The 24,733-nt window shown below is 33.5% G+C and carries 20 protein-coding genes; all 20 read left to right on the forward strand.

The window, feature by feature from the left end; all coding sequences use genetic code 11:
- The first annotated feature begins 2 nt into the window (after positions 1 to 2).
- Positions 3 to 1,274: a bifunctional tetrahydrofolate synthase/dihydrofolate synthase gene (folC, locus tag ACGH80_RS03295; protein WP_411630524.1), complete on the forward strand. Its 1,272-nt coding sequence runs from the start codon at positions 3 to 5 to the stop codon at positions 1,272 to 1,274.
- Between the two features lie 12 nt (positions 1,275 to 1,286).
- Complete coding sequence (locus tag ACGH80_RS03300; RefSeq protein WP_065590330.1) at positions 1,287 to 1,862, forward strand: SPOR domain-containing protein; 576 nt, start codon at positions 1,287 to 1,289, stop codon at positions 1,860 to 1,862.
- 68 nt (positions 1,863 to 1,930) lie between these two features.
- Positions 1,931 to 2,416 (forward strand): CvpA family protein, encoded by a 486-nt coding sequence (locus ACGH80_RS03305; RefSeq protein ID WP_085165571.1) that lies wholly within the window; start codon positions 1,931 to 1,933, stop codon positions 2,414 to 2,416.
- 18 nt (positions 2,417 to 2,434) lie between these two features.
- Positions 2,435 to 3,949, forward strand: a complete 1,515-nt coding sequence (gene purF / locus ACGH80_RS03310; RefSeq protein ID WP_065590331.1) for an amidophosphoribosyltransferase — start codon at positions 2,435 to 2,437, stop codon at positions 3,947 to 3,949.
- Between the two features lie 461 nt (positions 3,950 to 4,410).
- Positions 4,411 to 7,104, forward strand: coding sequence for an inverse autotransporter beta domain-containing protein (locus ACGH80_RS03315; protein WP_411630525.1), 2,694 nt, complete (start codon positions 4,411 to 4,413; stop codon positions 7,102 to 7,104).
- Positions 7,105 to 7,220: 116 nt separating this feature from the next.
- Positions 7,221 to 8,252, forward strand: coding sequence for a hypothetical protein (locus ACGH80_RS03320; protein WP_411630526.1), 1,032 nt, complete (start codon positions 7,221 to 7,223; stop codon positions 8,250 to 8,252).
- A gap of 143 nt (positions 8,253 to 8,395) precedes the next feature.
- Positions 8,396 to 8,602 (forward strand): YheU family protein, encoded by a 207-nt coding sequence (locus tag ACGH80_RS03325; protein WP_065575078.1) that lies wholly within the window; start codon positions 8,396 to 8,398, stop codon positions 8,600 to 8,602.
- An 85-nt stretch (positions 8,603 to 8,687) separates the two neighbouring features.
- Positions 8,688 to 9,317, forward strand: a complete 630-nt coding sequence (crp, locus tag ACGH80_RS03330; RefSeq protein ID WP_034910269.1) for a cAMP-activated global transcriptional regulator CRP — start codon at positions 8,688 to 8,690, stop codon at positions 9,315 to 9,317.
- 52 nt (positions 9,318 to 9,369) lie between these two features.
- Positions 9,370 to 10,101: an isoprenyl transferase gene (locus tag ACGH80_RS03335; protein WP_296300259.1), complete on the forward strand. Its 732-nt coding sequence runs from the start codon at positions 9,370 to 9,372 to the stop codon at positions 10,099 to 10,101.
- On the forward strand, positions 10,095 to 10,937 hold the full coding sequence (locus tag ACGH80_RS03340; protein ID WP_296300261.1) for a CDP-archaeol synthase: 843 nt from the start codon (positions 10,095 to 10,097) through the stop codon (positions 10,935 to 10,937). Before ACGH80_RS03335 ends, ACGH80_RS03340 begins: the two co-directional genes overlap by 7 nt.
- A 16-nt stretch (positions 10,938 to 10,953) precedes the next feature.
- Positions 10,954 to 12,270 carry an RIP metalloprotease RseP gene (gene rseP / locus ACGH80_RS03345; RefSeq protein WP_296300344.1) on the forward strand — a complete coding sequence of 439 codons (1,317 nt, stop codon included), beginning with the start codon at positions 10,954 to 10,956 and terminating at the stop codon, positions 12,268 to 12,270.
- A gap of 25 nt (positions 12,271 to 12,295) precedes the next feature.
- Positions 12,296 to 14,719 carry an outer membrane protein assembly factor BamA gene (bamA, locus tag ACGH80_RS03350; protein ID WP_411630527.1) on the forward strand — a complete coding sequence of 808 codons (2,424 nt, stop codon included), beginning with the start codon at positions 12,296 to 12,298 and terminating at the stop codon, positions 14,717 to 14,719.
- A gap of 38 nt (positions 14,720 to 14,757) precedes the next feature.
- The gene (locus ACGH80_RS03355) at positions 14,758 to 15,246 is read left to right on the forward strand and encodes an OmpH family outer membrane protein (RefSeq protein WP_065590337.1); all 489 of its coding nucleotides are present in this window, start codon (positions 14,758 to 14,760) and stop codon (positions 15,244 to 15,246) included.
- A complete protein-coding gene (gene lpxD / locus ACGH80_RS03360; RefSeq protein WP_411630528.1) occupies positions 15,246 to 16,274 on the forward strand; it encodes a UDP-3-O-(3-hydroxymyristoyl)glucosamine N-acyltransferase in 1,029 nt (342 codons plus the stop codon). The genes ACGH80_RS03355 and lpxD overlap by 1 nt, the downstream gene beginning before the upstream one ends.
- 106 nt (positions 16,275 to 16,380) lie before the next feature.
- On the forward strand, positions 16,381 to 17,682 hold the full coding sequence (tig, locus tag ACGH80_RS03365; RefSeq protein WP_411630529.1) for a trigger factor: 1,302 nt from the start codon (positions 16,381 to 16,383) through the stop codon (positions 17,680 to 17,682).
- Between the two features lie 93 nt (positions 17,683 to 17,775).
- Positions 17,776 to 18,378 carry an ATP-dependent Clp endopeptidase proteolytic subunit ClpP gene (clpP, locus tag ACGH80_RS03370; RefSeq protein WP_065590340.1) on the forward strand — a complete coding sequence of 201 codons (603 nt, stop codon included), beginning with the start codon at positions 17,776 to 17,778 and terminating at the stop codon, positions 18,376 to 18,378.
- A 10-nt stretch (positions 18,379 to 18,388) separates the two neighbouring features.
- On the forward strand, positions 18,389 to 19,663 hold the full coding sequence (gene clpX, locus ACGH80_RS03375) for an ATP-dependent protease ATP-binding subunit ClpX (RefSeq protein WP_411630530.1): 1,275 nt from the start codon (positions 18,389 to 18,391) through the stop codon (positions 19,661 to 19,663).
- A 188-nt stretch (positions 19,664 to 19,851) separates the two neighbouring features.
- Positions 19,852 to 22,266: an endopeptidase La gene (lon, locus tag ACGH80_RS03380; RefSeq protein WP_411630531.1), complete on the forward strand. Its 2,415-nt coding sequence runs from the start codon at positions 19,852 to 19,854 to the stop codon at positions 22,264 to 22,266.
- Between the two features lie 135 nt (positions 22,267 to 22,401).
- Positions 22,402 to 24,261: a SurA N-terminal domain-containing protein gene (locus ACGH80_RS03385; RefSeq protein ID WP_174798757.1), complete on the forward strand. Its 1,860-nt coding sequence runs from the start codon at positions 22,402 to 22,404 to the stop codon at positions 24,259 to 24,261.
- Positions 24,262 to 24,414: 153 nt separating this feature from the next.
- Positions 24,415 to 24,726 carry a ComEA family DNA-binding protein gene (locus ACGH80_RS03390; RefSeq protein ID WP_065590344.1) on the forward strand — a complete coding sequence of 104 codons (312 nt, stop codon included), beginning with the start codon at positions 24,415 to 24,417 and terminating at the stop codon, positions 24,724 to 24,726.
- Positions 24,727 to 24,733: the final 7 nt, after the last annotated feature.

A 24,733-nucleotide genomic window follows, 5' to 3' on the forward strand; every position in this document is an offset into this window, starting at 1 on the left:
GTATGACAAATAACCAACTGAATGCCATGTCAGATCTAAAGACATGGCTTTATTATTTAGAACAACTACATCCTATAACTATTGACTTAGGTTTAGAACGAGTAAAAGCTGTAGCTCAGCGCCTAGATTTATTACAACCAGCGCCTTATATTTTTACCGTTGCTGGCACTAATGGCAAAGGAACAACTTGTCGAACGCTTGAAATGATATTACTTGAAGCGAATTTAAAAGTTGGTGTTTATAGCTCTCCCCATTTATTACGTTTTACTGAACGGGTACGTATTAATAATCAAGAATCAAGTGAACAACAAACCGTAAAAGCCTTTGTAGAAATAGAACAAGCCAGAGGTGATATATCGCTTACCTATTTTGAATATGCAACACTTGCTGCACTTTATCAATTTAAACAAGCAAAATTAGATGTAGTTATATTAGAAGTTGGTCTTGGTGGGCGACTTGATGCAACTAATATCGTTGATGCTGATGTGGCAGTTATTACAACTATTGGTATTGATCATGTTGATTATTTAGGTGATACCCGTGAAAGTATCGGACGTGAAAAAGCAGGCATTTTTAAACTTAAAAGTATTGCTATTGTTGGTGAGCCAGATGTACCAGCATCTATTTTAAATGTGGCTAAATCTGTGAATTGCTCTATTTATAGGGTAAATTGTGATTGGCGTTACCAACAACTTAATAAAGATTTATGGTCATTTGAATCGGCAATAAGACAGTATAAAAATTTACCTATTGCCAATGTTCCTTTAGCTAATGCAGCAACTGCAATTGCAGCTATAAGTTATTCATCACTTAAAATAACACAAGATGAAATAACTAAAGGATTGGCAAAATCAAATTTAATCGGGCGTTTTCAAATTATTCAAACATCGCCACTGGTTATTCTTGATGTAGCACATAACCCACATGCAGCAGATTATTTAACACAACAATTAGAAAAACTAAAAGCAGAATATTTGCAAGTAGGCAAAGTTAGATTTGTTGTTGGTATGCTTAAGGATAAAGATATTAAAAGTACCTTATCCATCTTAAAAGGTGATAGATGGTATTGTGCTTCACTTTATGGTGAACGAGGTTGTAGTGCTGAAGTATTAAAACAGCACTTATTTAATGAAGGTGAGTTTAATGTATCAGCATTTGATACTGTATCTAAAGCCTATCAAAAGGCAATGCAAGATGCTAAAGAAGATGATATCATCGTGGTATGTGGCTCATTTCATACTGTATCGGATGTGTTAACTGAAATTGAGCATTAAGTGGAATTAGTCATGGTAGACAATCAAGAAAATAATCCCAATAGAGTAAGAAATTGCCTTGTAGGTTTTGCTACATTACTACTTATTATTGCAGCAATAGCCCCGTGGATTATAACGGATAAACCTAACTTACGAACGACAACAACACCAATTTTGCAACCTGAAGTGGTTACGCAGCAAAATCAAGTGGTAGTACCATCTGATGATGTTGATGACAATTTTACCCATAATATATCAGATGTTCCTTACCTATCTGGCTCAGATCAAGATCTAAATTCATCAGCTTCATCTGATATTGTTGATGATACTGACGATTCAACAAATATAATTCAACCTTCAATGTCACAGCAAGAATCTAAACCTTATATGATCCAACTTACGGCTTTAAAAAATAAACAAAAAATAGAAGAGTTAATTGCATTATTACGATTAAATAATTATAGCGTTAGAACAATACCTGATAACCCAGAACCTAATCAGTTAATTAAGTTACAGGTTGGCCCTTATGCTAAAAAAGAGCAAGCTGAACAAGTCATTATTAATTTAAATAACCTAACAAAATTAGAAGGTATTATTATTACTAATTGACCGTTGTGCTACTTGTTTTTAAGTTGTAAAGAATAATTATTATTAATAAAAAGTTGTGAGTTATTATGATGAACTGGGCTGATTTTACGATTATTGGTGTAATTGCTTTTTCTGCATTAATTAGCGTTGTTCGAGGTTTTGTTCGAGAAGCGTTATCATTAGTTAGCTGGATATTAGCTTTTTTTATTTCCAGCCAATTTTATATTTATATTACTGATTATTTAACTTATTTTGATAGTGATGTTATACGTATTGCTGTAGCAATTGTTATTTTATTTATTGCTACCTTATTGGTTTGTTCGATTGTGTCTTATGTTATTGGACAATTATTAAAAAAAACGGGATTATCTGGTACTGATCGTTTATTAGGTATCTGTTTTGGTGTATTACGAGGCGTTTTAGTTGTTGCAGCTATTCTTTTTTTAGTTGATACTTTTACGCCGTTATCACAATCACCTTACTGGATTCAATCTCAGCTAATTCCGCATTTTAGTTTTATTATTCGCTGGTTTTTTGATTTTATACAACAGTCTTCTTCGTTTTTAATACAATAAATTTGGGGTAACCATAGTATGTGTGGTGTTGTTGGTATTGTTGGGAATAGTTCTGTTAATCAATCTATTTATGATGCATTGACTGTTTTGCAACATCGAGGGCAAGATGCAGCAGGTATTGTGACTATTGATAATCAAAATCGATTTCGTTTACGCAAAGCGAATGGTTTAGTCAAAGATGTGTTTCAAGAGCATCATATGCAACGGTTGCAAGGTAATTTGGGCATAGGACATATTCGTTATCCTACCGCAGGTAGCTCAAGCCCATCCGAAGCGCAACCTTTTTATGTCAATTCACCTTATGGTATTGCGCTTGCTCATAATGGAAATTTAACCAATACTGATCAGTTGCGTAATAAAGTGTTCGAACTTGCAAGGCGTCATATTAATACCAATTCCGACTCAGAGGTGCTACTCAATATTCTTGCTAATGAACTTGACAAATTTCCCACCTATCCACTAACTGCCGACAATATTTTTACAGCAATACATAATGTTCATAACATAATTAAAGGCGCATATGCCTGTGTTGCAATGATTATTGGGCATGGTCTTGTTGCTTTTCGTGATCCTTATGGAATACGGCCATTAGTTATTGGTAAACGGGTACTTGAGAATCAGAAAATTGAGTACATGGTTGCCTCTGAAAGTGTAGCATTAGATATTCTCGATTTTGAGTTTATACGTGATGTCGAACCAGGTGAGGCAATTTATATTACTCAAGATGGACAATTATATTCTCAGCAATGTTCGGATAACCCTCAATATTATCCATGTATTTTTGAATATGTTTATTTTGCAAGACCTGATTCTTTAATGAATGGTGTCTCAGTTTATCAATCACGTATTCAAATGGGGCAAAAATTGGGGGCTAAAATAGCAAGAGAATGGAAAGATGTTGATATTGATGTAGTCATCCCTATTCCCGAAACATCTTGTGATGCCGCTCTTGAAATTGCACGTATTTTAAATAAACCTTACCGGCAAGGATTTGTTAAAAATCGCTATGTTGGACGCACCTTTATTATGCCAGGGCAAAGCGCACGTAAATTGTCTGTAAGACGAAAACTCAATGCTAACCGTATTGAATTTGAAGGCAAAAATGTTTTATTAGTTGATGATTCGATTGTACGAGGAACAACCTCAAAAGAAATTCTTGAAATGGTACGTTCTGTTGGAGCTAAAAAAGTCTATTTAGCGTCTGCTGCGCCAGAAATCAGGCATCCAAATGTTTATGGGATAGATATGCCAGTTGCCCGTGAACTTATTGCTTATAACCGAACAGTTGATGAAATAGCAAAAAATATTGGTGCTGATAAGGTTATATTTCAAGATTTATCTGATTTAATTAATTCAATTACAGAACAAAACTCCAACATTCATCATTTAGAGTGTTCTGTTTTTGATGGAAAATATGTTACCGAAGGAATTGATGATAGCTATTTATCATTATTAGAACAGAAAAGAAATGAAACTAAAAAATCTTCAGACATTAAAGAATCAGAAAACCTAGAGATTTATAATGAAGGTTAATAAATTGTGAAAATATAAAATACAATATAAAGGCCTAAAATTATCAATTAGGTCTTTTTTTTATTTAGAGAATAATTTTATAATTTATTTAGCTAGTTACCTACAATAAATTCTTTAATATCAAAAGAAATAGCAATTCCTCACTACTCAACTAGATCTACATCCACTATTAAATTTACAAAACTTTACAAATCTTAATAAATCTTTACTTAATAAATTGAATAATAATGATAAATAAAAAATATATAAAAAACTCAACAAAAAACATAACAAAAAAGTAATAAATTATTTTGATAAATGACATTTTTGTAATAGAATTGCAAAAATTAAAAAATAGTTGTAAAAATCTAAATAGTAAAAGTTAATAAGAAATAATTATATTGCTATTTAAAATTAGAAATTGATATTGGCAATAGATTTCATATTATGCGCTTTATCGGTGAAATATAAGGAATATTAAGATGAGAAAGAATCTTAATTTAACGATTATCTCTGCATTTGTAATAGCTACATTAGGATGGCAATCAGCTTTTGCTTCTGAAGCTCAAGTGTCGCAAGGTCCTATAGATAGTAATAAAATAATTGAGTTAAAAGATGGTACGAAAGCTCGTGAGATGCTTAACAATCAGCAACGTAGTCTTTATCAAATTGCACTTTTAAGTAGCATCTCTATTTCAGAATTACGTGCAATGAATGCGGGGCGTTTTGATAAAAAAGATGTTGTTGAGATCGGTGAGCGTATCGTTCTGCCTGAGAATTCACCATTGTTACCTGCAATTAAATTAAACGATGATAAAAAAGATGAACACGCCAATTTGCCTCAATTGGGATCAGATGATAATTACGATGTAAAAAAGGATAAAGACGCACTATCAACTCAAATAGCTTCAACATTACAAACTTTAGCTAGCCAAGACTGGAAACAAATAACTTCGCCAGACAATGGTGGTCTATCCCAACATTTAAAAAACAAGGGTAAAGATTACGCAGAAAGTTATGTACGAAATGGGGTTAAAAACCAAGTTGTTGATCCAGTACGTAATGCTGTACAGGATTTTTTAGGTCGTTTTGGTACTGCTCAATTACAATTTGATTTAAGTGATAAAGGCGAATTTAACAATGTCAATTTGAAGTTATTTAGCCCATGGTATGACACAGAAGATACATTAATATTTAGCCAAATATCATTTCAGGAATATGAACACAACCGTCGAATAGGTAACTTTGGTATTGGTCAGCGTTGGGATGTTGCTGATAAAAAATGGTTACTTGGTTATAACGTATTTTTTGACCATGATTTCCAGCGTGCACACAATCGTTTAGGTATTGGTGCCGAAGCTTGGACTGATTATATGAAATTTGCTGCTAACTATTATCATCCGTTATCAGACTGGAAAGATTCTAAAGATTTTGATGATTATTTAGAACGAGCAGCAAGAGGCTTTGATGTTCGATTCCAAGGATATTTACCACAATATCCACATTTGGGCGGATCACTCATGTATGAACAATACTATGGTGATAAAGTTGCTTTATTTGGTAAAGATAATTTACAAAAAGATCCGCGAGCAATTACTGTCGGTCTTGATTATACACCAGTTCCACTTTTCACTATTAAGGCTGAGCATAAACGAGGTCAAGACAATAAAAAGGCAACTAAAGCTGAACTTACAATGAACTATCGTATAGGTACACCGTTAAAAGATCAGTTAGATCCAGATATGGTTCAATCTGCTCGTTCTTTAAAAGGTAGCCGTTATGATTTAGTTGATCGTAATAACTATATCGTTCTTGAATATAAAGAAAAGAAAATATCGGTCGATTTAGGGCTTGAGCAAACTCAGTTAATTGAAGGACAAGCCTATCCGCTAAATATCAGTGTTCACAATGCTAAGAACTTATCAAGTTTAGTATGGTCTGGTGATATGCTTGAAATTGACGCTGGAGGTGGTTTTTTGTGTATTGCTACAGGTGGATGTACGGCTTCTTCATGGCTTAATCCACCAGCCGATGTAAATAATTGGCAAATTGTTGCTCCTAGTTATGTTGATCAAGATGGTCAGCGTCGCCCAGTTAGTACAAATGGCAAATATTCTTTATCAGTATCAGTCACTGATAGCCGAGGAAAATCTGCAACATCTAATGCTGTAAGTTTTGAAGTGTTACCCGACCCAGCAGTGCGTAAAATTGGTGTATGGGCAGTAGATAGTTCAGGTAACAAAACAACGTTGGCGACTCAGCCTGCAAATGGCTCAAGTAGTTTGACCGTGTTAGCAACTCTCGTTAAACCGAAGGTAAATAATGGTTCAATCAACTCTTTTCAAGATGTAGATGGTTTTAGTGATAGTGAACTAATGGATAGTATACCAGTAACATTTAACGAATTTGTCGGATTGTGGACTGCAACCAGTAATGGCGAAAAAATTGCTTTAATCAATGGTACATCAGGTAATGTAAATGAATGTCCAGAGCAGAAACCTTGTGTTATTGTAAAATCATTTGAAAAAGTAGCAAAAGGTCAAAAAGTATCATCTCGTGCTTCAACTGCGGCTGGTTTAGAAGTAATTGGTGATAGTTATGCAATAGATGTAGCTTCAAATATTGAAGGACTGATTGATTTTTCAATTTCGTTAGATCAGTATGGTTTTGGTTCGTCATTCAATAGAGCCTCTGTTGATTTTTCTGGTGGTAGATCGGGGTATATAGAGGTTTGGAATAAATCTGGAACATTAGTTGCTAAGAGCTCAGGTTCTGTACTTGAATTTGACCCTGCTGGGCCAAACGAATGGCGTGTTGGTAATGAATACCTTGTTAAAGCATTTACATCTGAAAATGGTACCCAAATTGTTGAACCGTATGTAATTTGGTCATTGGTAGGTTCAAATGCAAGTGCTTGTCCTAATAATGAGACTTTATTACCAAATGACGCTAGGAATCATCCTAATGGACCGTGGTTTAACGTTGCTTTGGGACGAGATGCTCACTATATAATAAGAGGTAAAACGGCTAACAATTATAGTTATGCTTCATCTGGCACAAGTATACCAGCGTCTGGTGAGACAGCTCCAGAGAATTTAGATTTAACATCACAGCATGTTTCTACCCCTGCGTGTGCTGGCGATCAAGGATTTAAATTGCAAGTGACCGTTTTATAATAGATAAAAGTTTAGATTATCGACGTAAGTCGATAATCAAGAAGGGAACACCAACAAAATGGTGTATTTATATAAATACAACATGTTAATTTATAGAGAAAAATAGGAAGTTAAACATGAAAAATTTTACAATTAAAAAAGTTGCATTAGGCTTATTTTTAGCTGGTTATGCAGCAAGCAGTGCATTTGCTTTAGATGCAACTACTAATAAGGTGATTAATGGTAATGCACCAATATTGAAAGCTGTAAATGGTACAAGAGCAGAACATACTTTGACTGTTGTTGTATCTCAAAATGAAGATGGTAGTACACCAATCGGTAATCGAGTAGCTAAAGTAGGTGACTATGTCGTTATTAAATTTAATCTAGAAGATGCAGATGGCGATAATGATACTGGAAAAATCAAAGACACATTAAAAGTTTTTGCAAAAAAAACTAATGGTTGGGAGGCTATGAGTGTTCAGGCGACTGAAGACCATAGTGATGCAATAGCTCGTATATCTTTTAAAATAACTAGTGATTTCGCAGGCGCAGAAAAAATTGGTTTTAAACTTTTAGAAAGAACTGACTTTGGTATTCCTTATACCAATAAATGGTTAGAAGTAAATGATATTTGGGCAACAGGTACTCCTAATACTGCTCCAGTAGATCCTAATAACCCAGAAAACCCTCCAAGTAATCCAACTGATTCAGATAATCCAATTTCTGATGATAATCAGGTAAATAATCCCCATGGTCCAGGTGGTGATAATACAGGTATTGGTAATGGTCCAATTATAACTGATGATGCTGAAATTGGTATTTTCCTAGTCAAAGATGATGGTACTCCAAACAAAGATGTTAACTATAAGTTAAGTTCAGCTCCTGAACCTAAATATGGTCAGACATTCCAAGCTATCGTGTGGATTGATAGCGATCTTACAAATGGTGTAATGGATAGTGGTGCAGTTGAATTAACTGGTTATAATTTTGTCTGGACTCTAGATGGTGAATATAAAGGCAAGTCAGCAAATACAGAAGAAATAGCAAGTGGTGATACTATTACCTTAGCTACGACTAATAGTGATACCATGTACAATAAAGGTACCCCGAACCCGAACTACTATGCTGGTGGTCAAGGTTATCACCTTAAAGTTACAACTAACTAATTTTAAATTTGATTATATTTATAAGTGTAAAAAACCACTCTTTGGAGTGGTTTTTTATTTAATATACGCATAACTTAGTGATGCTTTATATTATTTAAATGTTGTTATAAAATAACTAGAAATCTAATTTACTATCATCAAATATGATTATTCCTTGGCAAAATCTTGATCCACAAACATTAAATAACCTAATTGAATATTTTGTATTACGTGAAGGCACTGACTACGGTTTACAAGAAAAATCACTCCAAGAAAAAGTTAATGATGTTAAACTTCAATTAGAGAATGGTTCGGCAGCACTTTTTTGGTCTCAATTACATGAAACAATTGATATTAAACTAATTAAATAGCAGTTAAAATGATTGTTTGTATATGATTTAGTGCGTAACTTTGTTATAGTGTTAGTGTTGTAAATAAAATGGAGAGGTAGGATTAATGATTGGTAAACAACAGTCGGATACAACGTTAGAATGGTTTTTATCTCATTGCCATATTCATAAATATCCAGCTAAGAGTACCCTTATACATCAAGGCGAAAAAGCAGAAACTCTCTATTATATTTTGAAAGGCTCTGTTGCGGTATTGATTAAAGATGATGAAGGCAACGAAATGATTTTGTCTTACTTAAATCAAAATCAGTTTTTAGGCGAATTAGGTCTTTTTGAAGAAGACACAGAGCGAAGCGCTTGGGTTAAAGCTAAAACAAGTTGTGAAGTAGCCGAAATTTCATACAAAAAATTTAAGCAACTTGTTCAAGTTAATCCTGATATTTTAATGCGTCTTGCCAGTCAAATGGCTAGCCGATTACAAGTAACATCTGAAAAAGTTAGTAATTTAGCATTTTTAGATGTTGCAGGGCGTATAGCACAAACACTTCTAAATCTTGCTAAACAACCCGATGCAATGACACACCCTGATGGTATGCAAATCAAAATTACGCGTCAAGAAATAGGTCAAATTGTTGGCTGTTCGCGTGAAACAGTTGGTCGAATTTTAAAAATGCTTGAAGATCAACATTTGATTTCTGCACATGGTAAAACAATTGTAGTTTATGGTACGCGTTAATTGGACAAAATAATATAATTAATATAATGATTGCGACAATATGAGATATTGCATGACACAAGAAAGATCTATTCCTAGTCATGTGGCTATAATTATGGATGGTAATGGTCGCTGGGCACAGCAACATAATCAGTTACGAGTTATTGGGCATCGAGCAGGCTTGAAAGCAGTTCGAAAAATTGTAGCTTATGCGGCAAAAATAAAGATAAAAGTCCTTACTTTATATGCTTTTAGTAGTGAAAATTGGAAACGTCCACACAATGAAGTTTCTGCCCTAATTTCCCTTTTTATTTATGCATTAAATCGTGAGATAAAAAGTTTAAATAAAAATAATGTTCGTTTGAATATTATTGGTGATATTTCTCGCTTTAGTGAACATTTACAAAATATGATTATTCATGCGCAAAATTTAACGAAAAACAATTCTGGACTAGTACTAAATATTGCTGCTAACTATGGCGGACGTTGGGATATTTTGCAGTCAGCAAAAAAAATTGCTATGCAAGTTACTAACGGAGAAATCAGTTTAGATGATATTACTGAGGATCGTTTTGACTCAACAATGTGTATGAGCGAATTTCCTGAAGTGGATTTAGTTATTCGTACTGGCGGAGAATATCGAATTAGTAATTTTTTGTTATGGCAAATTGCTTATTCTGAACTCTATTTTACCAATACTTTATGGCCTGATTTTAATCAATCTTTATTCGATGAAGCAATCAATGCATTTAATGCCAGAGAACGACGCTTTGGTGGTATTCATAATAAGGAGCATTCATGTTAATCCATCGCATACTTGCTGCAATTGTGCTTATTCCGCTTGTGGTAGCAGTTCTTTTTTTTGTTCCATTACCCGTGTTTTCTTTCACTATTATTCTGGTTTGTGGAGTAGCCGCATGGGAGTGGACTCAGTTTCTTCATATTAGAAAAAAATATTTAAAATTAATTTTTTCTTTTTCAACAGTTATTTTATTGGGCATACTTTATTTGGTTCCGGATTCTATTGAATTTAAAATGAATTTATATAGTATAATTTTATTTTTATCAATCATATGGTGGTTAACTGCTTTGTTTTTAGTAAGTAGCTATCCAACCACGACAAAGTATTGGTGTAATTCAATCTTTATAAAGTTACTATTTGCTTTTTTTACGCTAGCACCGTTCTTTATTAGTATGGTCGAATTAAGAGCAATTAACTACAATTCTAATTCTTATACGGGTGCAATTTGGTTGCTTTACGTCTTTGTGCTAGTATGGGCGACAGATACTGGAGCTTATTTTGTTGGGCGATCATTTGGTAAACGAAAATTAGCGGCAAAAGTATCCCCGGGTAAAACTATAGAAGGATTCATAGGCGGTATTAGTGTAGCAATTGCAATTAGTTTAATTGCTTACATACTTAACATGTTTGACATGACTTTCAGTACATTTTTTATTAGCTCTTTGTTAGCGATTTTAGTTTCGGTTTTAGGTGATTTAACTGAAAGTATGTTTAAGCGTGAAGCAAATATTAAAGATAGTGGTCACTTAATTCCTGGTCATGGTGGAATTTTAGATCGCATTGATAGCTTAACTGCTGCCGTTCCTGTTTTTGCTACATTAGCTTTTTACTTATTATAAAAGGTAATAGATTTTGTTGTGGTCGCTGTTATTGTTTGTTATTACCATGAGTATATTAGTTACTATTCATGAGTTTGGACATTTTTGTGTTGCTCGTTTGTGCAAGGTTCAAGTTGAATGTTTCTCAATTGGTTTTGGTAAAAAAATATGGTCTCATAAATTTTTAAGCGGAACCGAATTGGTAATTGCTATGATTCCGCTTGGTGGTTATGTTAAAATGCTCGACGGTAGAGCAACAACATTATCAAGCAATAACGAAAACTTTGCATTTGATAGAAAAAAAATTTGGCAAAGAACTGCAATTATTTTTGCTGGTCCATTTGCTAATTTTATATTAGCCTTAATTATCTATTGGATCATTTTTTTGATGGGTGTAGTTGTTTATCCTGTTAAAATAAAAGAAGTTATACCTAATACACCAGCTTCTACAGTAATAATACCAGCTGGTGCAGAATTGAAAACTATTGATAATATAAAAGTAGAAACATGGAATGACGTAAATTTAGCCTTAATTGCGGCAATGGGAAAAGCTAATGTGTCTTTTTCTTATATCGATAGCTTTGGTGATGATAACCAGAAAGAAGTTAAAAAAAATGTAGATATCAGTAATTGGCATTTTGATATAGAAAAGGATTCGACAATTACCGCATTTGGTTTTGTTCCTGAAAAGGTGAAAGTTTATCCAATTGTGAGTAAAATTGTATCGGGTTCGGCTGCTGAGAAAGCAGGTCTGCGTGTTGGGGATAAAATTATTGGTTATAATGATCACTCATACGTTGATTGGAATGATTTTTCCAATACAATTAAAACAGCTCAAGCAATGATGTTAAAGGTTAATCGAGGAAATATAGATATTTATCTTAAACTCGTGCCAACTATTGGAATAGATGGAAAAGGTGTCGCTGGTTTGTATCCCAAGTCTGATGCAAGAATTATGCAGTATGGTTTTTTAGAAAGTTTTAATAAAGGTATGGCGCAAACAGTGTTAACCACGAAGTTAACGATTCGTTCGCTTTATCAATTAGTAACAGGTGTTATTGGTCTAAAACATTTGTCTGGACCAATAACAATAGCAAAAAGCGCAGGGCAAACAGCAAGTTATGGTTTTACCTCTTACTTATATTTTCTAGCTTTTATTAGTATAAGTTTGGGCGTTATCAATCTTGTTCCATTACCTATGTTAGATGGCGGGCACCTTGTTTTTTTATTATTTGAAAAGATAAAAGGTAAAGCCTTATCAAATGAAGTACAAGAACGATTTTCTCGTATTGGCTTTTTTTTATTGATGGTAATAATGGGAATTGCACTATTTAATGATATTTTACGATTGTGATGGGATGAGGTTATAAACATTTACGATGAAAATAAATAAATTACTTATAGCATCTTTGTTGTTTAGTACTACAGCAGTATATAGTTCCAATGCATTTTGTGTTGATGATTTTGTAGTAAAAGACATCAAATTTGAAGGTTTGCAACGTGTTACTGTTGGAGCAGCATTACTTGAAATGCCTATTCAAGTCGGTGATTATGTTAATGAAGCTGATTTAGGCCGTATCATTAAATCACTATATTCTAGTGGAAACTTTGATAATATTACCGTTTCTCGTGATGGTGATAGGTTAATTGTTCATGTTCAAGAACGCCCTACTATTGCTAACATAACTTTTTCTGGTAATAAGTCTGTTAAAGATGAGATGCTGAAAAAAAACCTAGATAGTTCGGGTATTCGTGAAGGTGAAGCATTAGATCGTACTATGCTTTCTGGTATAGAAAAAGGCTTAGAAGATTTTTACTATAGTGTTGGTAAATATAATGCTCAAATCAAAGCTGTTGTAACTCCGTTGTCACGTAATCGTGTTGATTTAAAATTAGTTGTAGCTGAAGGTAAATCGGCACTAATTGATCAGATTAATATTGTTGGTGCTAAAGCTTTTTCATCTGAAGAACTTATTTCGCGTTTTACTTTGCGTGATGAAGTACCTTGGTGGAATATGTTTGGAGATCGCAAATATCAAAAACAAAAATTGGCAGCAGATTTAGATGAATTACAAAGTTTTTATTTAAATCGTGGTTATGCTCGTTTTAACATTGAGTCAACGCAAGTTAGTTTAACGCCAGACAAAAAAGGCATATACGTTACAGTTAATATTCATGAAGGTGAACAGTATAAGTTATCTCAACTTGAATTTATGGGTAATTTTGCTGGCCATAAAGGCGAGATTTCCAAAATTGCTAATGAAAAAGTAAAAGTTGGTGAACTTTATAATGGTAAAAAAATTACTGAAATTGAAGATGGCGTTAAGCGTCTACTTGCTAATTTCGGTTATGCGTACCCTAGAGTATCAATTCAGCCTGAAATGGATGATGTCGCACATACGGTTAAATTAGTTGTTCTTGTTGATGTGGGTGAACGTTTTTATGTTCGTAAAATTAAAATAGTTGGCAATACTGTAACCAGCGAAAGTGTAATTCGCCGTGAGCTTCGACAAATGGAGGGGGCTTGGTTAAGTAATGGATTAGTTGAATTAGGTAAAGAACGTTTAAACCGACTTGGATTTTTTGATACTGTTGAAGCTAATACTGAACGTGTGCCTGGTATTGATGATCAAGTTGATATTATTTATAAAGTTGCTGAACGTAATACTGGTAGTATCAAATTTGGTATTGGTGTTGGTTCTGATAGTGGTGTTAGTTTCAATGCCGGTATTTCTCAAGATAACTGGTTGGGAACAGGTAACAGTGTCTCATTTGATGTTAACACAACTGATACAGATAAAACTGCATCTATTTCTATCGTTGATCCTTATTTTACTGTTGATGGTGTAAGTTTAGGGGGTAGTATTTATTATAATACCTATAAAAATGACGATAAAGATGATGAATCAGAATATTCAAGTAAGACTTGGGGCGCATCAGCTAATTTAGGATTCCCAATTAGTGAAAATAATTTTGTTCGTTTTGGTTCTGAATTTGCTAACCATAAGTTATCTGGTATGCAAGCGCAATATGGAATGTGGCGTTATTTCAACTCTATGGGTGAAAAAGTGAACAATAAAAGTTCTATTTCATTTGATACTAATGATTTATTGTTAAATGCTTATTGGACATATAACTCTTTAGATCGTGGATTTTTCCCTACTGATGGACTTAAAATAACAGCTAATGCTAAAGTTACAGCACCATTATTTGAAAATAGGTTCTATAAACTAGTCTCAGATGCGTCTTACTATTATCCTATTGACAATGACCATAACTGGATCTTTTTAACTCGTGCTCGATTAGGCTATGGTGGCGGTTTAGGTGGAAAAGAGTTACCTTTTTATGAAAACTTCTATGCTGGTGGTGCCTCTGTGCTACGTGGGTTTAAATCAAATACTGTAGGTCCTAAAGCGGTATATCTTAATAAAAGTGGAGTTTGCGATAGCTTAGATAATACATCTGGATGTACAAAATCAAAAGATGCTGTAGGTGGTAATGCTATAGCTTTTGCAAGTACAGAGCTAATACTTCCAACGCCATTTGCTAGCGAAAAATATGCTGATAATATTAGAACATCACTATTTTTCGATGCAGGTACTGTATGGGATACTGAATGGAATTTAAAAGGAAAAAATATCCCTGATTATAGTTCCCCATCGGATATTAGGATGTCTGCTGGGCTTGCTGTGCAATGGATGTCTCCATTAGGTCCTTTAGTCTTTTCTTATGCTCAACCGTTTAAGAAATATGATGGTGATTCAACTCAACAGTTTCAATTTAATATAGGTTCTACATGGTAATTCCATGTTATAAAATAGAAAACAAATAGGTGATTAAAGTGAAAAAAATTATATATTTTCTTAGTGTTAGTACGGCATTACTTTTTGCAAGCTTTGTAAATGCTGAAGTAAAAATTGGTGTAGTCGATGTTATGTCAGTATTACAACGTATGCCGCAACGCGAATCGGTTGGTAAAGCATTGGATAGTGAATTTGAAGCAAGAGCTAAATCATTACAAGCTGAAGAAAAGAAAGCAAATGAAGCTGCTGCACGATTAAAAAAAGATGGTTTAACATTGTCTTCATCTGAAAAAACGAAATTAAATAAAACAATTTCTGATTTTGAAAATAAAGCTAAGGCTTTTTCTGCAGATTATCGTAAGCGTGAAACAGAAGAAGCAGAGAAATTATTAATTAAAATCCAAGAAGCTATTAAAGATATAGTCGCAAAAGAAAAATACGATATTATTTTAAAAGCAGAAGCCACCTTATCAGCTTCAGATGCGGTTGACATTTCAGACAAAGTGTTGGAAAAGGTTAAAAAATAATGTTTTCCTTTCGTTTAGAGCAATTAGCTAAGCAACTTGATGCTAGGTTATATGGTGATGGTGATTTAGCCATCACTGGTATAGCATCAATGAATAGTGCTATATCAGGTCAAATTACATTTTTATCTGATAAGAAATTACAAAAGAATTTATTAGAATGCAAAGCTTCTGCTGTGGTAATGACAGAAGAGGGTCTTGAGCATTGGAATGGTGCAGCCCTTATTGTAAAAGATCCATACCTTGCATATGCAAAATTAGCACAATACCTAGATACTACTCCAGCTCCAGCTAAGGATATAGCTACATCAGCAGTGATTGATTCGACTGCTCAATTAGGTAGTAATGTTTCTATTGGCGCTAACGCTGTTATCGAAAGCGGTGTGATATTAGGAGACGATTGTATCATTGGTGCAGGGTGTTTTGTTGGAAAAAATACAACAATAGGTGCAGGTACAAAATTATGGGCTAATGTTTCTATTTATCATAATTGTATTATTGGAGAAAATTGCCTGATTCAATCTGGGACTGTAATTGGTGCAGATGGATTTGGTTATGCTAATGATAAAGGGAAGTGGGTTAAAATTCCTCAATTAGGGCGTGTTGTCATTGGCAATAAGGTTGAAATTGGTGCCTCAACGACAATTGATCGCGGTGCTCTTGATGATACTATTATTGGTAATGGTGTTATTATTGACAATCAATGTCAGATTGCTCATAACGATGTAATTGGAGATCATACGGCCGTTGCTGGTGGCGTTATTATGGCTGGAAGTTTAACTATTGGTCGACATTGTTTGATTGGTGGTGCAAGTGTTATTAATGGACATATGGAAATATGTGACCAAGTTACAGTAACAGGTATGGGTATGGTAATGCGCCCAATTACACAGCCAGGTGTTTATTCATCAGGTATTCCATTGCAAGAAAACAAAGTATGGCGAAAAACGGCATCATTAGTTTTACATATTGACGAAATGAATAAACGCTTGAAAGCGCTTGAGAAGAAACTATTAAATGTCTCGACGTAGACGATTGCGGTCGGTATAATGCATGCCTATTTTTTAATTTTTTAGCTCAATTATCGTTTTTATATAATTATGAGCAAATAATATTCAATAATTTCGAGGTATAAACATGCAAGTTTCGGTAGAAACAACACAAGGATTAGGTCGACGTTTATCTATTACAATTAAAGCTGAAGATATTAAAAAAGCGGTTGATAAAGAGCTTATTAATAAAGCAAAAAAAGTACGCATTGATGGTTTTCGTAAAGGAAAAGTGCCTTTAAAAATTGTTGAACAACGTTATGGTGCTTCTATTTTACAAGATGCTTTAGGCGATTTGATGCAACGGAATTTTGTTGACGCTATTATTCAAGAAAAATTAAATCCAGCTGGAGCTCCGACTTATACTCCACAAGAATATAAAAATGGTGAAGATTATACATTTACTGTTGAATTTGAAGTTTACCCAGAAATAAAAGTTGAAAATTTAGATAAAATTGAAGTTGAAAAACCAGTTGCAGAAGTTGCTGATGCAGATGTTGAAACAATGATTGAAACATTACGCAAACAACAAGGTACTTGGAAAGAAGTTGAAAAAGCGGCTGAAGAGCAATATCGTGTTACTTTGGATTTTGTCGGTCAAGTTGATGGTGCCGAGTTTGAAGGTGGTAAGGCTAATGATTTTGCTTTAGTATTAGGGCAAGGTCGTATGATTCCAGGTTTTGAAGATGCAATTATTGGTCATAAAGTAGGTGATAAGTTTGATATTAATGTGACTTTCCCTGAGGACTATCATGCTGAAAACCTAAAAGGTAAACCTGCTGTATTTGCATCTACACTTAAAAAGGTTGAAGAACTTGAATTACCTGAACTTACCGAAGACGTTGTTAAACGCTTTGGTATTGTAGATGGTACCGTTGAAAGTTTGAGAGCTGAAGTTCGTAAAAATATGACAAGAGAACTCAACGCAACAATTCGTAACAAAGTTAAAACACAAGCTATTGATGGTTTAGTTAAAAATAATGAGATTGATGTACCTGTGGCATTAATCGATCGTGAAATTGATGTGTTACGTCAACAAGCCTTATCTCGCTTTGGCGGTAATGTCAAACAAGGTATGGAATTACCGAAAGAACTATTTGAAGCTGAGGCTAAAAAACGTGTTGCTACAGGCTTATTATTTAGTGAAATAATTGAAAGTAATAAATTAACTGCAGACGAATCGCGTGTTCAAGCATTAATTGATGAAATTGCGACTGCATATGAAGATCCAAAAGAAGTTTCAGAATATTATCATAAAGATAAAAAAGCGATGGAGAATATTCGAGCTGTTGCATTAGAAGATCAAGTTGTAGATCTGTTATTAGCTAGTGCGAAAGTAACAGAAAAGAATTATTCATTTTCTGAATTAATGAATCAGCAGATAGCTTAATCTATTAGCTTTTTCATTTAATTTAAAAACGCTCACTTTTAAGCCCAAATATGTATTATCTGTTTGGGCTATTTTGTTAATTAGGAGATAAAAATGCCTTTTGAATCATATATGGGTGTTATTCCAATGGTAGTTGAACAAAGCTCTCGGGGTGAACGAGCTTATGATATTTACTCACGGTTATTAAAAGAGCGAGTTATATTTTTGACGGGTCAAGTTGAAGATAATATGGCAAACCTTATTATTGCTCAAATGTTATTTCTAGAAGCAGAGAATCCTGATAAAGATATCTATTTGTATATCAATTCACCTGGTGGGGTTGTTACAGCTGGCATGGCTATTTATGATACAATGCAATTTATAAAACCAGATGTTAGTACAATTTGTTTGGGACAAGCTTGTTCAATGGGGTCATTGCTTTTAACAGCTGGAGCTAAAGGTAAACGTTATTGCTTACCAAATGCACGTGTCATGATTCACCAACCATTAGGTGGTTTTCAAGGACAGGCTTCTGATATCCAAATACATGCACAAGAGATTTTACAGGTAAAAAACCGGCTAAATAATATTTTAGCAATGCACACAGGTCAAGATATTAGTGTGATTGAAAAAGATACCGACCGTGATAATTTTATGTCTGCCGATAAAGCAGTTGAATATGGTTTAGTTGATGCCATATATAGTAAACGATCTTAATGTTGGGTAGGTGATAAACGTGAATAAAGAAAGTTCAGAAAAATTACTCTATTGTACTTTTTGTGGTAAAAGTGAGCATGAAGTCCGTAAACTTATTGCTGGTCCATCATCTATTTATATTTGTAATGAATGTATAGGATTATGTAATGATATTTTAAAAGAAGAGAAAAAAAGTTTTCTTTCTCATGAAGAGTTTATTAGTAAACCATTACCAACACCACACGAAATTAGAGAGCATCTTGATGAATACGTAATTGGTCAAGAAAGAGCTAAAAAAGTTTTATCTGTTGCTGTTTATAATCATTATAAGCGCTTACGTAACCATGCTAGTCGTAGTGATGTTGAATTAGGCAAAAGTAATATTTTGCTTATAGGACCAACTGGTAGCGGTAAAACATTATTAGCTGAAACATTAGCTCGTTTTTTAGATGTACCTTTTGCTATGGCTGATGCAACAACACTAACTGAAGCTGGTTATGTTGGTGAAGATGTAGAAAATATTATTCAAAAATTATTACAGAATTGTGATTATGATGTTGAAAAAGCTCAGAGGGGTATTATTTACGTTGATGAAATCGATAAAATTTCACGAAAATCGGATAACCCATCTATTACTAGAGATGTTTCTGGTGAGGGAGTTCAACAGGCTTTATTGAAAATTATTGAAGGCACTATCGCTTCTGTTCCGCCAAAAGGTGGACGTAAACATCCTCAGCAGGAGTTTTTGCAAGTAGATACTTCAAAAATTCTATTTATTTGTGGTGGTGCATTTAGTGGTTTGGATAAAGTCATTGAAAATCGTGTATCAATTAACACAGGAATAGGTTTTGGTGCTGAGGTAACAAGTACTAAAAATAAACTTTCTGAGTCGGAGCTATTAGCTAAAATTGAGGCTGAAGACTTAGTTAAGTTTGGTTTAATTCCTGAGTTTATCGGAAGATTACCTGTTATAGGAACATTATCCGAATTAGATAAAAATGCTTTAATTAATATTCTGACGGAACCTAAAAACGCCTTGACTAAACAATTTCAAACTTTGTTTGAGTTAGATGGTGTTGAACTTGAGTTTACGAGAGAAGCCTTGGATGCTATCGCTATAAAAGCGATGCAAAGAAAAACAGGAGCGAGAGGTTTGCGTTCAATTGTTGAAAATATATTATTAGATACAATGTATGACTTACCATCAATGGATACTATTAACAAAGTAATTGTTGAAAAAGAAACCGTTGAACAATCTCTAGCACCGAAATTAATCCATCGTGAAGATGCTGAAATCTCGGCTTGAAATATATATTTGCCATCATAGATATGATGGCAAGAGCTATACCTCAAATTAATATTAAAGCAGAATTTCCGTAAATACTGTCAAGATGTTCTAGAATTAGTGTATGTTAAAACAAAAAAGATAGGCTTGAATATCTAAAAATGACCCCAATATTTATCTAATAGATTTGTACTACTAGAGAGAATAAAATGAAAATAAAACGAACTAAACAAATGATTATGCCTATTTTACCATTGCGTGATGTTGTTGTATTTCCACATATGGTAATTCCTCTCTTTGTTGGTAGAAGTAAATCAATACGTTGCTTAGAAGCTGCAATGGAAATGGATAAGCAAGTCTTTCTTGTAACCCAAAAAAATCCTTCTCAAGATGATCCTGATATAGATGATTTATATGATGTCGGAACTGTGGCTAATGTTTTACAATTACTTCAATTGCCAGATGGAACAGTAAAAGTTCTTGTTGAAGGTATTGCAAGAGCTAAAATGAATGACATTGTTGAGAACAACGACAATGAATATTTTATTGCAAAAGTCAAACCATTAAGTGAAGTAAAAAAAGCCGCGGATATAAGTGAAGCCATGATACGCTTGACTTTATCTAACTTTGATGAATACTCAAAACTAAACAAAAAAATAACTCAGGAAATTGTTGATTCTATACATTTTTTGAAAGAGCCTTCACGTTTAGCCGACTCTATTGCTGCAACTCTATTCTTGAAAGTTGAACAAAAACAAGAGATTTTAGAAACCGCTAATCTTATAAAGCGTTTTGAATTGCTTATTTCATTGATGGAATCAGAAATTGATTTACTACAAGTTGAAAAAAATATTCGACACCGAGTTAAACAACAAATGGAAAAGGCTCAAAGGGAGTATTACCTAAATGAGCAAATTAAAGCGATTCGTAAAGAGTTAGGCGATATAGATAATAAACCTGATGAATATGAAGAATTAAAAGAAAAAATTACTAAAGCTAAAATGCCAAAAGAAGCTACAGACAAAGCATTAGCTGAGCTTAATAAACTTAAAATGATGCCAGCGATGTCTGCTGAGGCAACGGTTGTTCGGGGATATATTGATTGGATGCTTCAAGTTCCTTGGTATAAGCGTAGTAACGTTAAAAAAGATATTGAAGCTGCACAAAAAGTTTTAGATAAAGATCATTATGGACTTGAACGTGTAAAAGATAGAATTTTAGAATATTTAGCAGTTCAAGGGCGTGTTAATAAAGTTAAAGGTCCAATTTTATGTTTAGTTGGTCCTCCTGGTGTGGGGAAGACCTCACTTGGACAATCAATTGCTAAAGCGACAGGGCGTCAGTATATACGAATGGCGCTTGGTGGTGTACGTGACGAAGCTGAGATACGTGGACATAGGCGTACATATATAGGTTCAATGCCAGGTAAATTAATTCAACGTATGGTAAAAGTGGGGGTTAAGAATCCGTTATTTTTATTAGATGAGATAGATAAGATGGCATCGGATATGCGTGGCGACCCTGCATCTGCATTATTGGAAGTGCTTGATCCTGAACAAAATAATGCTTTTAGTGACCATTATTTAGAAGTTGACTACGATTTATCTGATGTGATGTTTGTTGCAACGGCTAACTCTATGAATATTCCTGCGCCATTATTGGATAGGATGGAAGTTATTCGTCTTTCTGGCTATACAGAAGATGAGAAATTGAATATAGCAAAACAACACTTAATTGCTAAGCAGATAGAAAATAATGGTTTGAAATCAAAAGAAATTAGTATTGATGACTCAGCTATTATTGGAATCATTCGTTATTATACACGGGAAGCTGGAGTTCGAAATCTAGAAAGAGAGATTGCAAAAATTTGTCGTAAAGTTGTTAAGCAATTAGCATTAAATAGCAAATTGAAAAAAGTAACGGTAACACAAGATAACTTAAAAGATTTCTTGGGAATACAGCGTTTTGATTACGGTAAGGCAGATAATGAAAACCGTATTGGGCAAGTTATTGGTCTTGCGTGGACAGAAGTTGGTGGAGACTTACTTACTATTGAATCAGTAAGTGTACTAGGTAAAGGAAAATTGACTTACACTGGTTCATTAGGTGATGTTATGCAAGAATCGATTCAAACGGCATTAACAGTTGTTCGATCTCGTGCAGAAAAATTGGGTATTAATAGTGATTTTTATGAAAAACGCGATATCCATGTACATGTGCCTGATGGAGCAACGCCAAAAGATGGACCGAGTGCAGGTATCGCAATGTGTACTTCACTAATTTCAACATTAACGGGTAATCCAGTTCGTTCTGATGTTGCTATGACTGGCGAAATAACATTACGTGGTGAAGTTTTACCTATCGGCGGATTAAAAGAAAAATTATTAGCTGCACACCGAGGAGGAATTAAAACTGTATTGATTCCAATGGATAATGTTAAAGACTTGGAAGATATTCCTGATAATGTAAAATCTGAAGTTGATATACATCCAGTAAAATGGATTGATGATGTGCTTACAATTGCATTGCAGAATAATCCATTTGGTGTAGAGTCAGTACCAATAACTAGAAAAACTATTAAGAAATTAAAAAATAGCGTTGATAGTCCTGCTATATTAAACTAGTTATTTATTAATTTAATAAAAGATCAACTCTATGTTGATCTTTTTTTTGTAGTACATAATATTCGGACAATAGCCAATTTAGTTAAATATGCTATACTTTTACAATTCAACATTTGGTATGGAGAATCGCAATAAATGATGGAGACAATCCGAACAGCAGCAAATAATATTGTTGTTAAGATTATTTTTGCAATAATTATTTTATGTTTTATTTTCACTGGCGTCGGATTTCTAGGCTTTGGTGGCAGTGTAAGTGTTCAAGATCAACAGAAATATATCGCAAAAGTTGATGGTGAAGGTATTAGTCGGGCCGAATTCGAAGCTCAAGCTAGAGCAGTAACAGCGAATGCTGGAGGCGATAGTTCTTTTATCAAAAAATTACGCCGTAATGTTTTATCTTATCAAATTGATAATTATTTAGCTTATAAATTTTCAGAAAAAGTTGGTGTAGCTATTAGTAATGATCAAATCAAAAAGTTTATCAAAAAACAAAAAGAGTTTTTTAAAGATGGTAAATTTGATAATCAGACATATTTAAACCTTCTAGCTGAAAATAATTTTACTCCAGATAGTTATGCTGAAATTATAAGAACTGTATTACAGCAACAACAGACTGTTAATGCTATAATAAATAGTAATTTTATTCTGCCAATTGATTCTGAAATAGCTTCTCTTAAAAATCAAACTAGAAGTGTATATGCTACTTCTGTTAATGCTTCTGTAAGTGATATTGATGAGTCGAATATTACGTTAGATGATGAACAAAAATATTATAACGAACATTCAAAAGATTTTTTTAAAAATGAGCGTGTAAAAGTTAAATATATTATGACTTCTGACGAATCTTTGAGAAAAACAATTAGCGTTACTGAAAAAGAAATTAAAAATGAGTATGATAAAAATATTAAAACTTATTCATATCCAGCTAAGAGAGCTTATAGTGTAATTTTTGTGACTAATAAAGAACAAGCTAATGAAATTGCAAAGGATCTTTCGTCTGGAGCTGATTTTGATACTATTGCTAAAACTGTTAATCAGAATCATGATATTTCACCTTATGGCAAAAATGGTTCATTAGGCTGGTTTGCTGATGATGATTCATTACCTCAAGTTTTTAAAGATGCTCAATTAAAGAAAGTAGGGAAAATCTCATCGCCAATAGCCGTTGATAGTGGTTACGCAATAGTGAAATTAGATGGTATACAACCTAAAAAAGTTATGGATTTCGATTATGCTAAATACCAAATCAAGCCAAAACTCACTGAACAAAAAATACAAAAAGCTTTAGAAAATGAAGAGAATAAAATTAAAACTGCATTACATGATTCTCCTAAAAGTATTGAAGAGCTTGCTAACAAACTTGGATTTGAAGTAAAGACCTCAAATTGGATATCTTTCAACGATAAGTTTTCACTTGCTGCTCATCCTGAGGTTAGGGATGTGATTTTTAGTGAAGAAATGATAGTCGATGGTAAGGCAACGGATAAAATTTCTGATTTAATACCTGTAGATAGGAGTTTTGGGAAGTTTGATTTTGTTGTACAAACAGTTGATTATCGCCCTGAAGGTATAGCTCCATTTGATGAGGTTAAAGATGATATTCATAAAAAACTTTTTACAGAAAAGGCTCAAAGCCAGTTTAGATCTAGTGTTGATAATATATTGACTCAACTTAACGAAACTGGAAAAGCCAAAAATGTCCAATTTGCAAAAAAATATGTTTTGAATCGAAATTCAACAGAACTTGATCAAAAAGTTGTTAATATGGTCTTTAATTTAAATCCTTCAGTATCTGGGAAGACTGTTTATGGTGTGGAGTTTTTAGATGATAAAAATGCTTATATTGTTGCGCTAACTAAGGTAGATACCCCAAAAGAATATGAAGATATTTCTTCTGAGTTATTACCTTTATTTATTAATAATATGCATTATTATCTTGCTGCTGACATACGCTCTAAGGCTAAGATAGAAATTATGCCTGATTCCAATTTGTGATTTAACTCCCAAAATAGTAGAAATAATTGAAAAAATGAAAAGTCACTTAGGTGGCTTTTCTCATTTTTATTATTAATGAAATTTTTTTATTTGATGAAGTGAGATAGTTATAAAGCAAATTTAATTGCGTAACTATTTTATGAGGTTAATCAAATGAAAGTATTTTCACTATTATGTATTATATTATCAAGTTTTATTTTTTCGAACATAAGCTTTGCTAATTCGGTTCCAGAAACACCAACTTCCGTTAAACAAGAACAAAAACAAGTTGCTCAAGTAAATATCAATACTGCAACAGCAGAAGAATTATCAAAAGTATTAACTGGGATTGGGGCAAGTAAAGCTCAGAAGATAATAGAATACCGAGAAAAGTTTGGTCCTTTTGTTTCAGTTGAGCAGCTAAAGGAAGTTTCAGGTATTGGACAGGCAACATTGGATAAAAATGCTGGTAAAATAATATTATAATTTATTA

This window comes from Gilliamella sp. BG1, from assembly GCF_046635625.1.
Classification (GTDB): domain Bacteria; phylum Pseudomonadota; class Gammaproteobacteria; order Enterobacterales; family Orbaceae; genus Gilliamella; species Gilliamella bombi.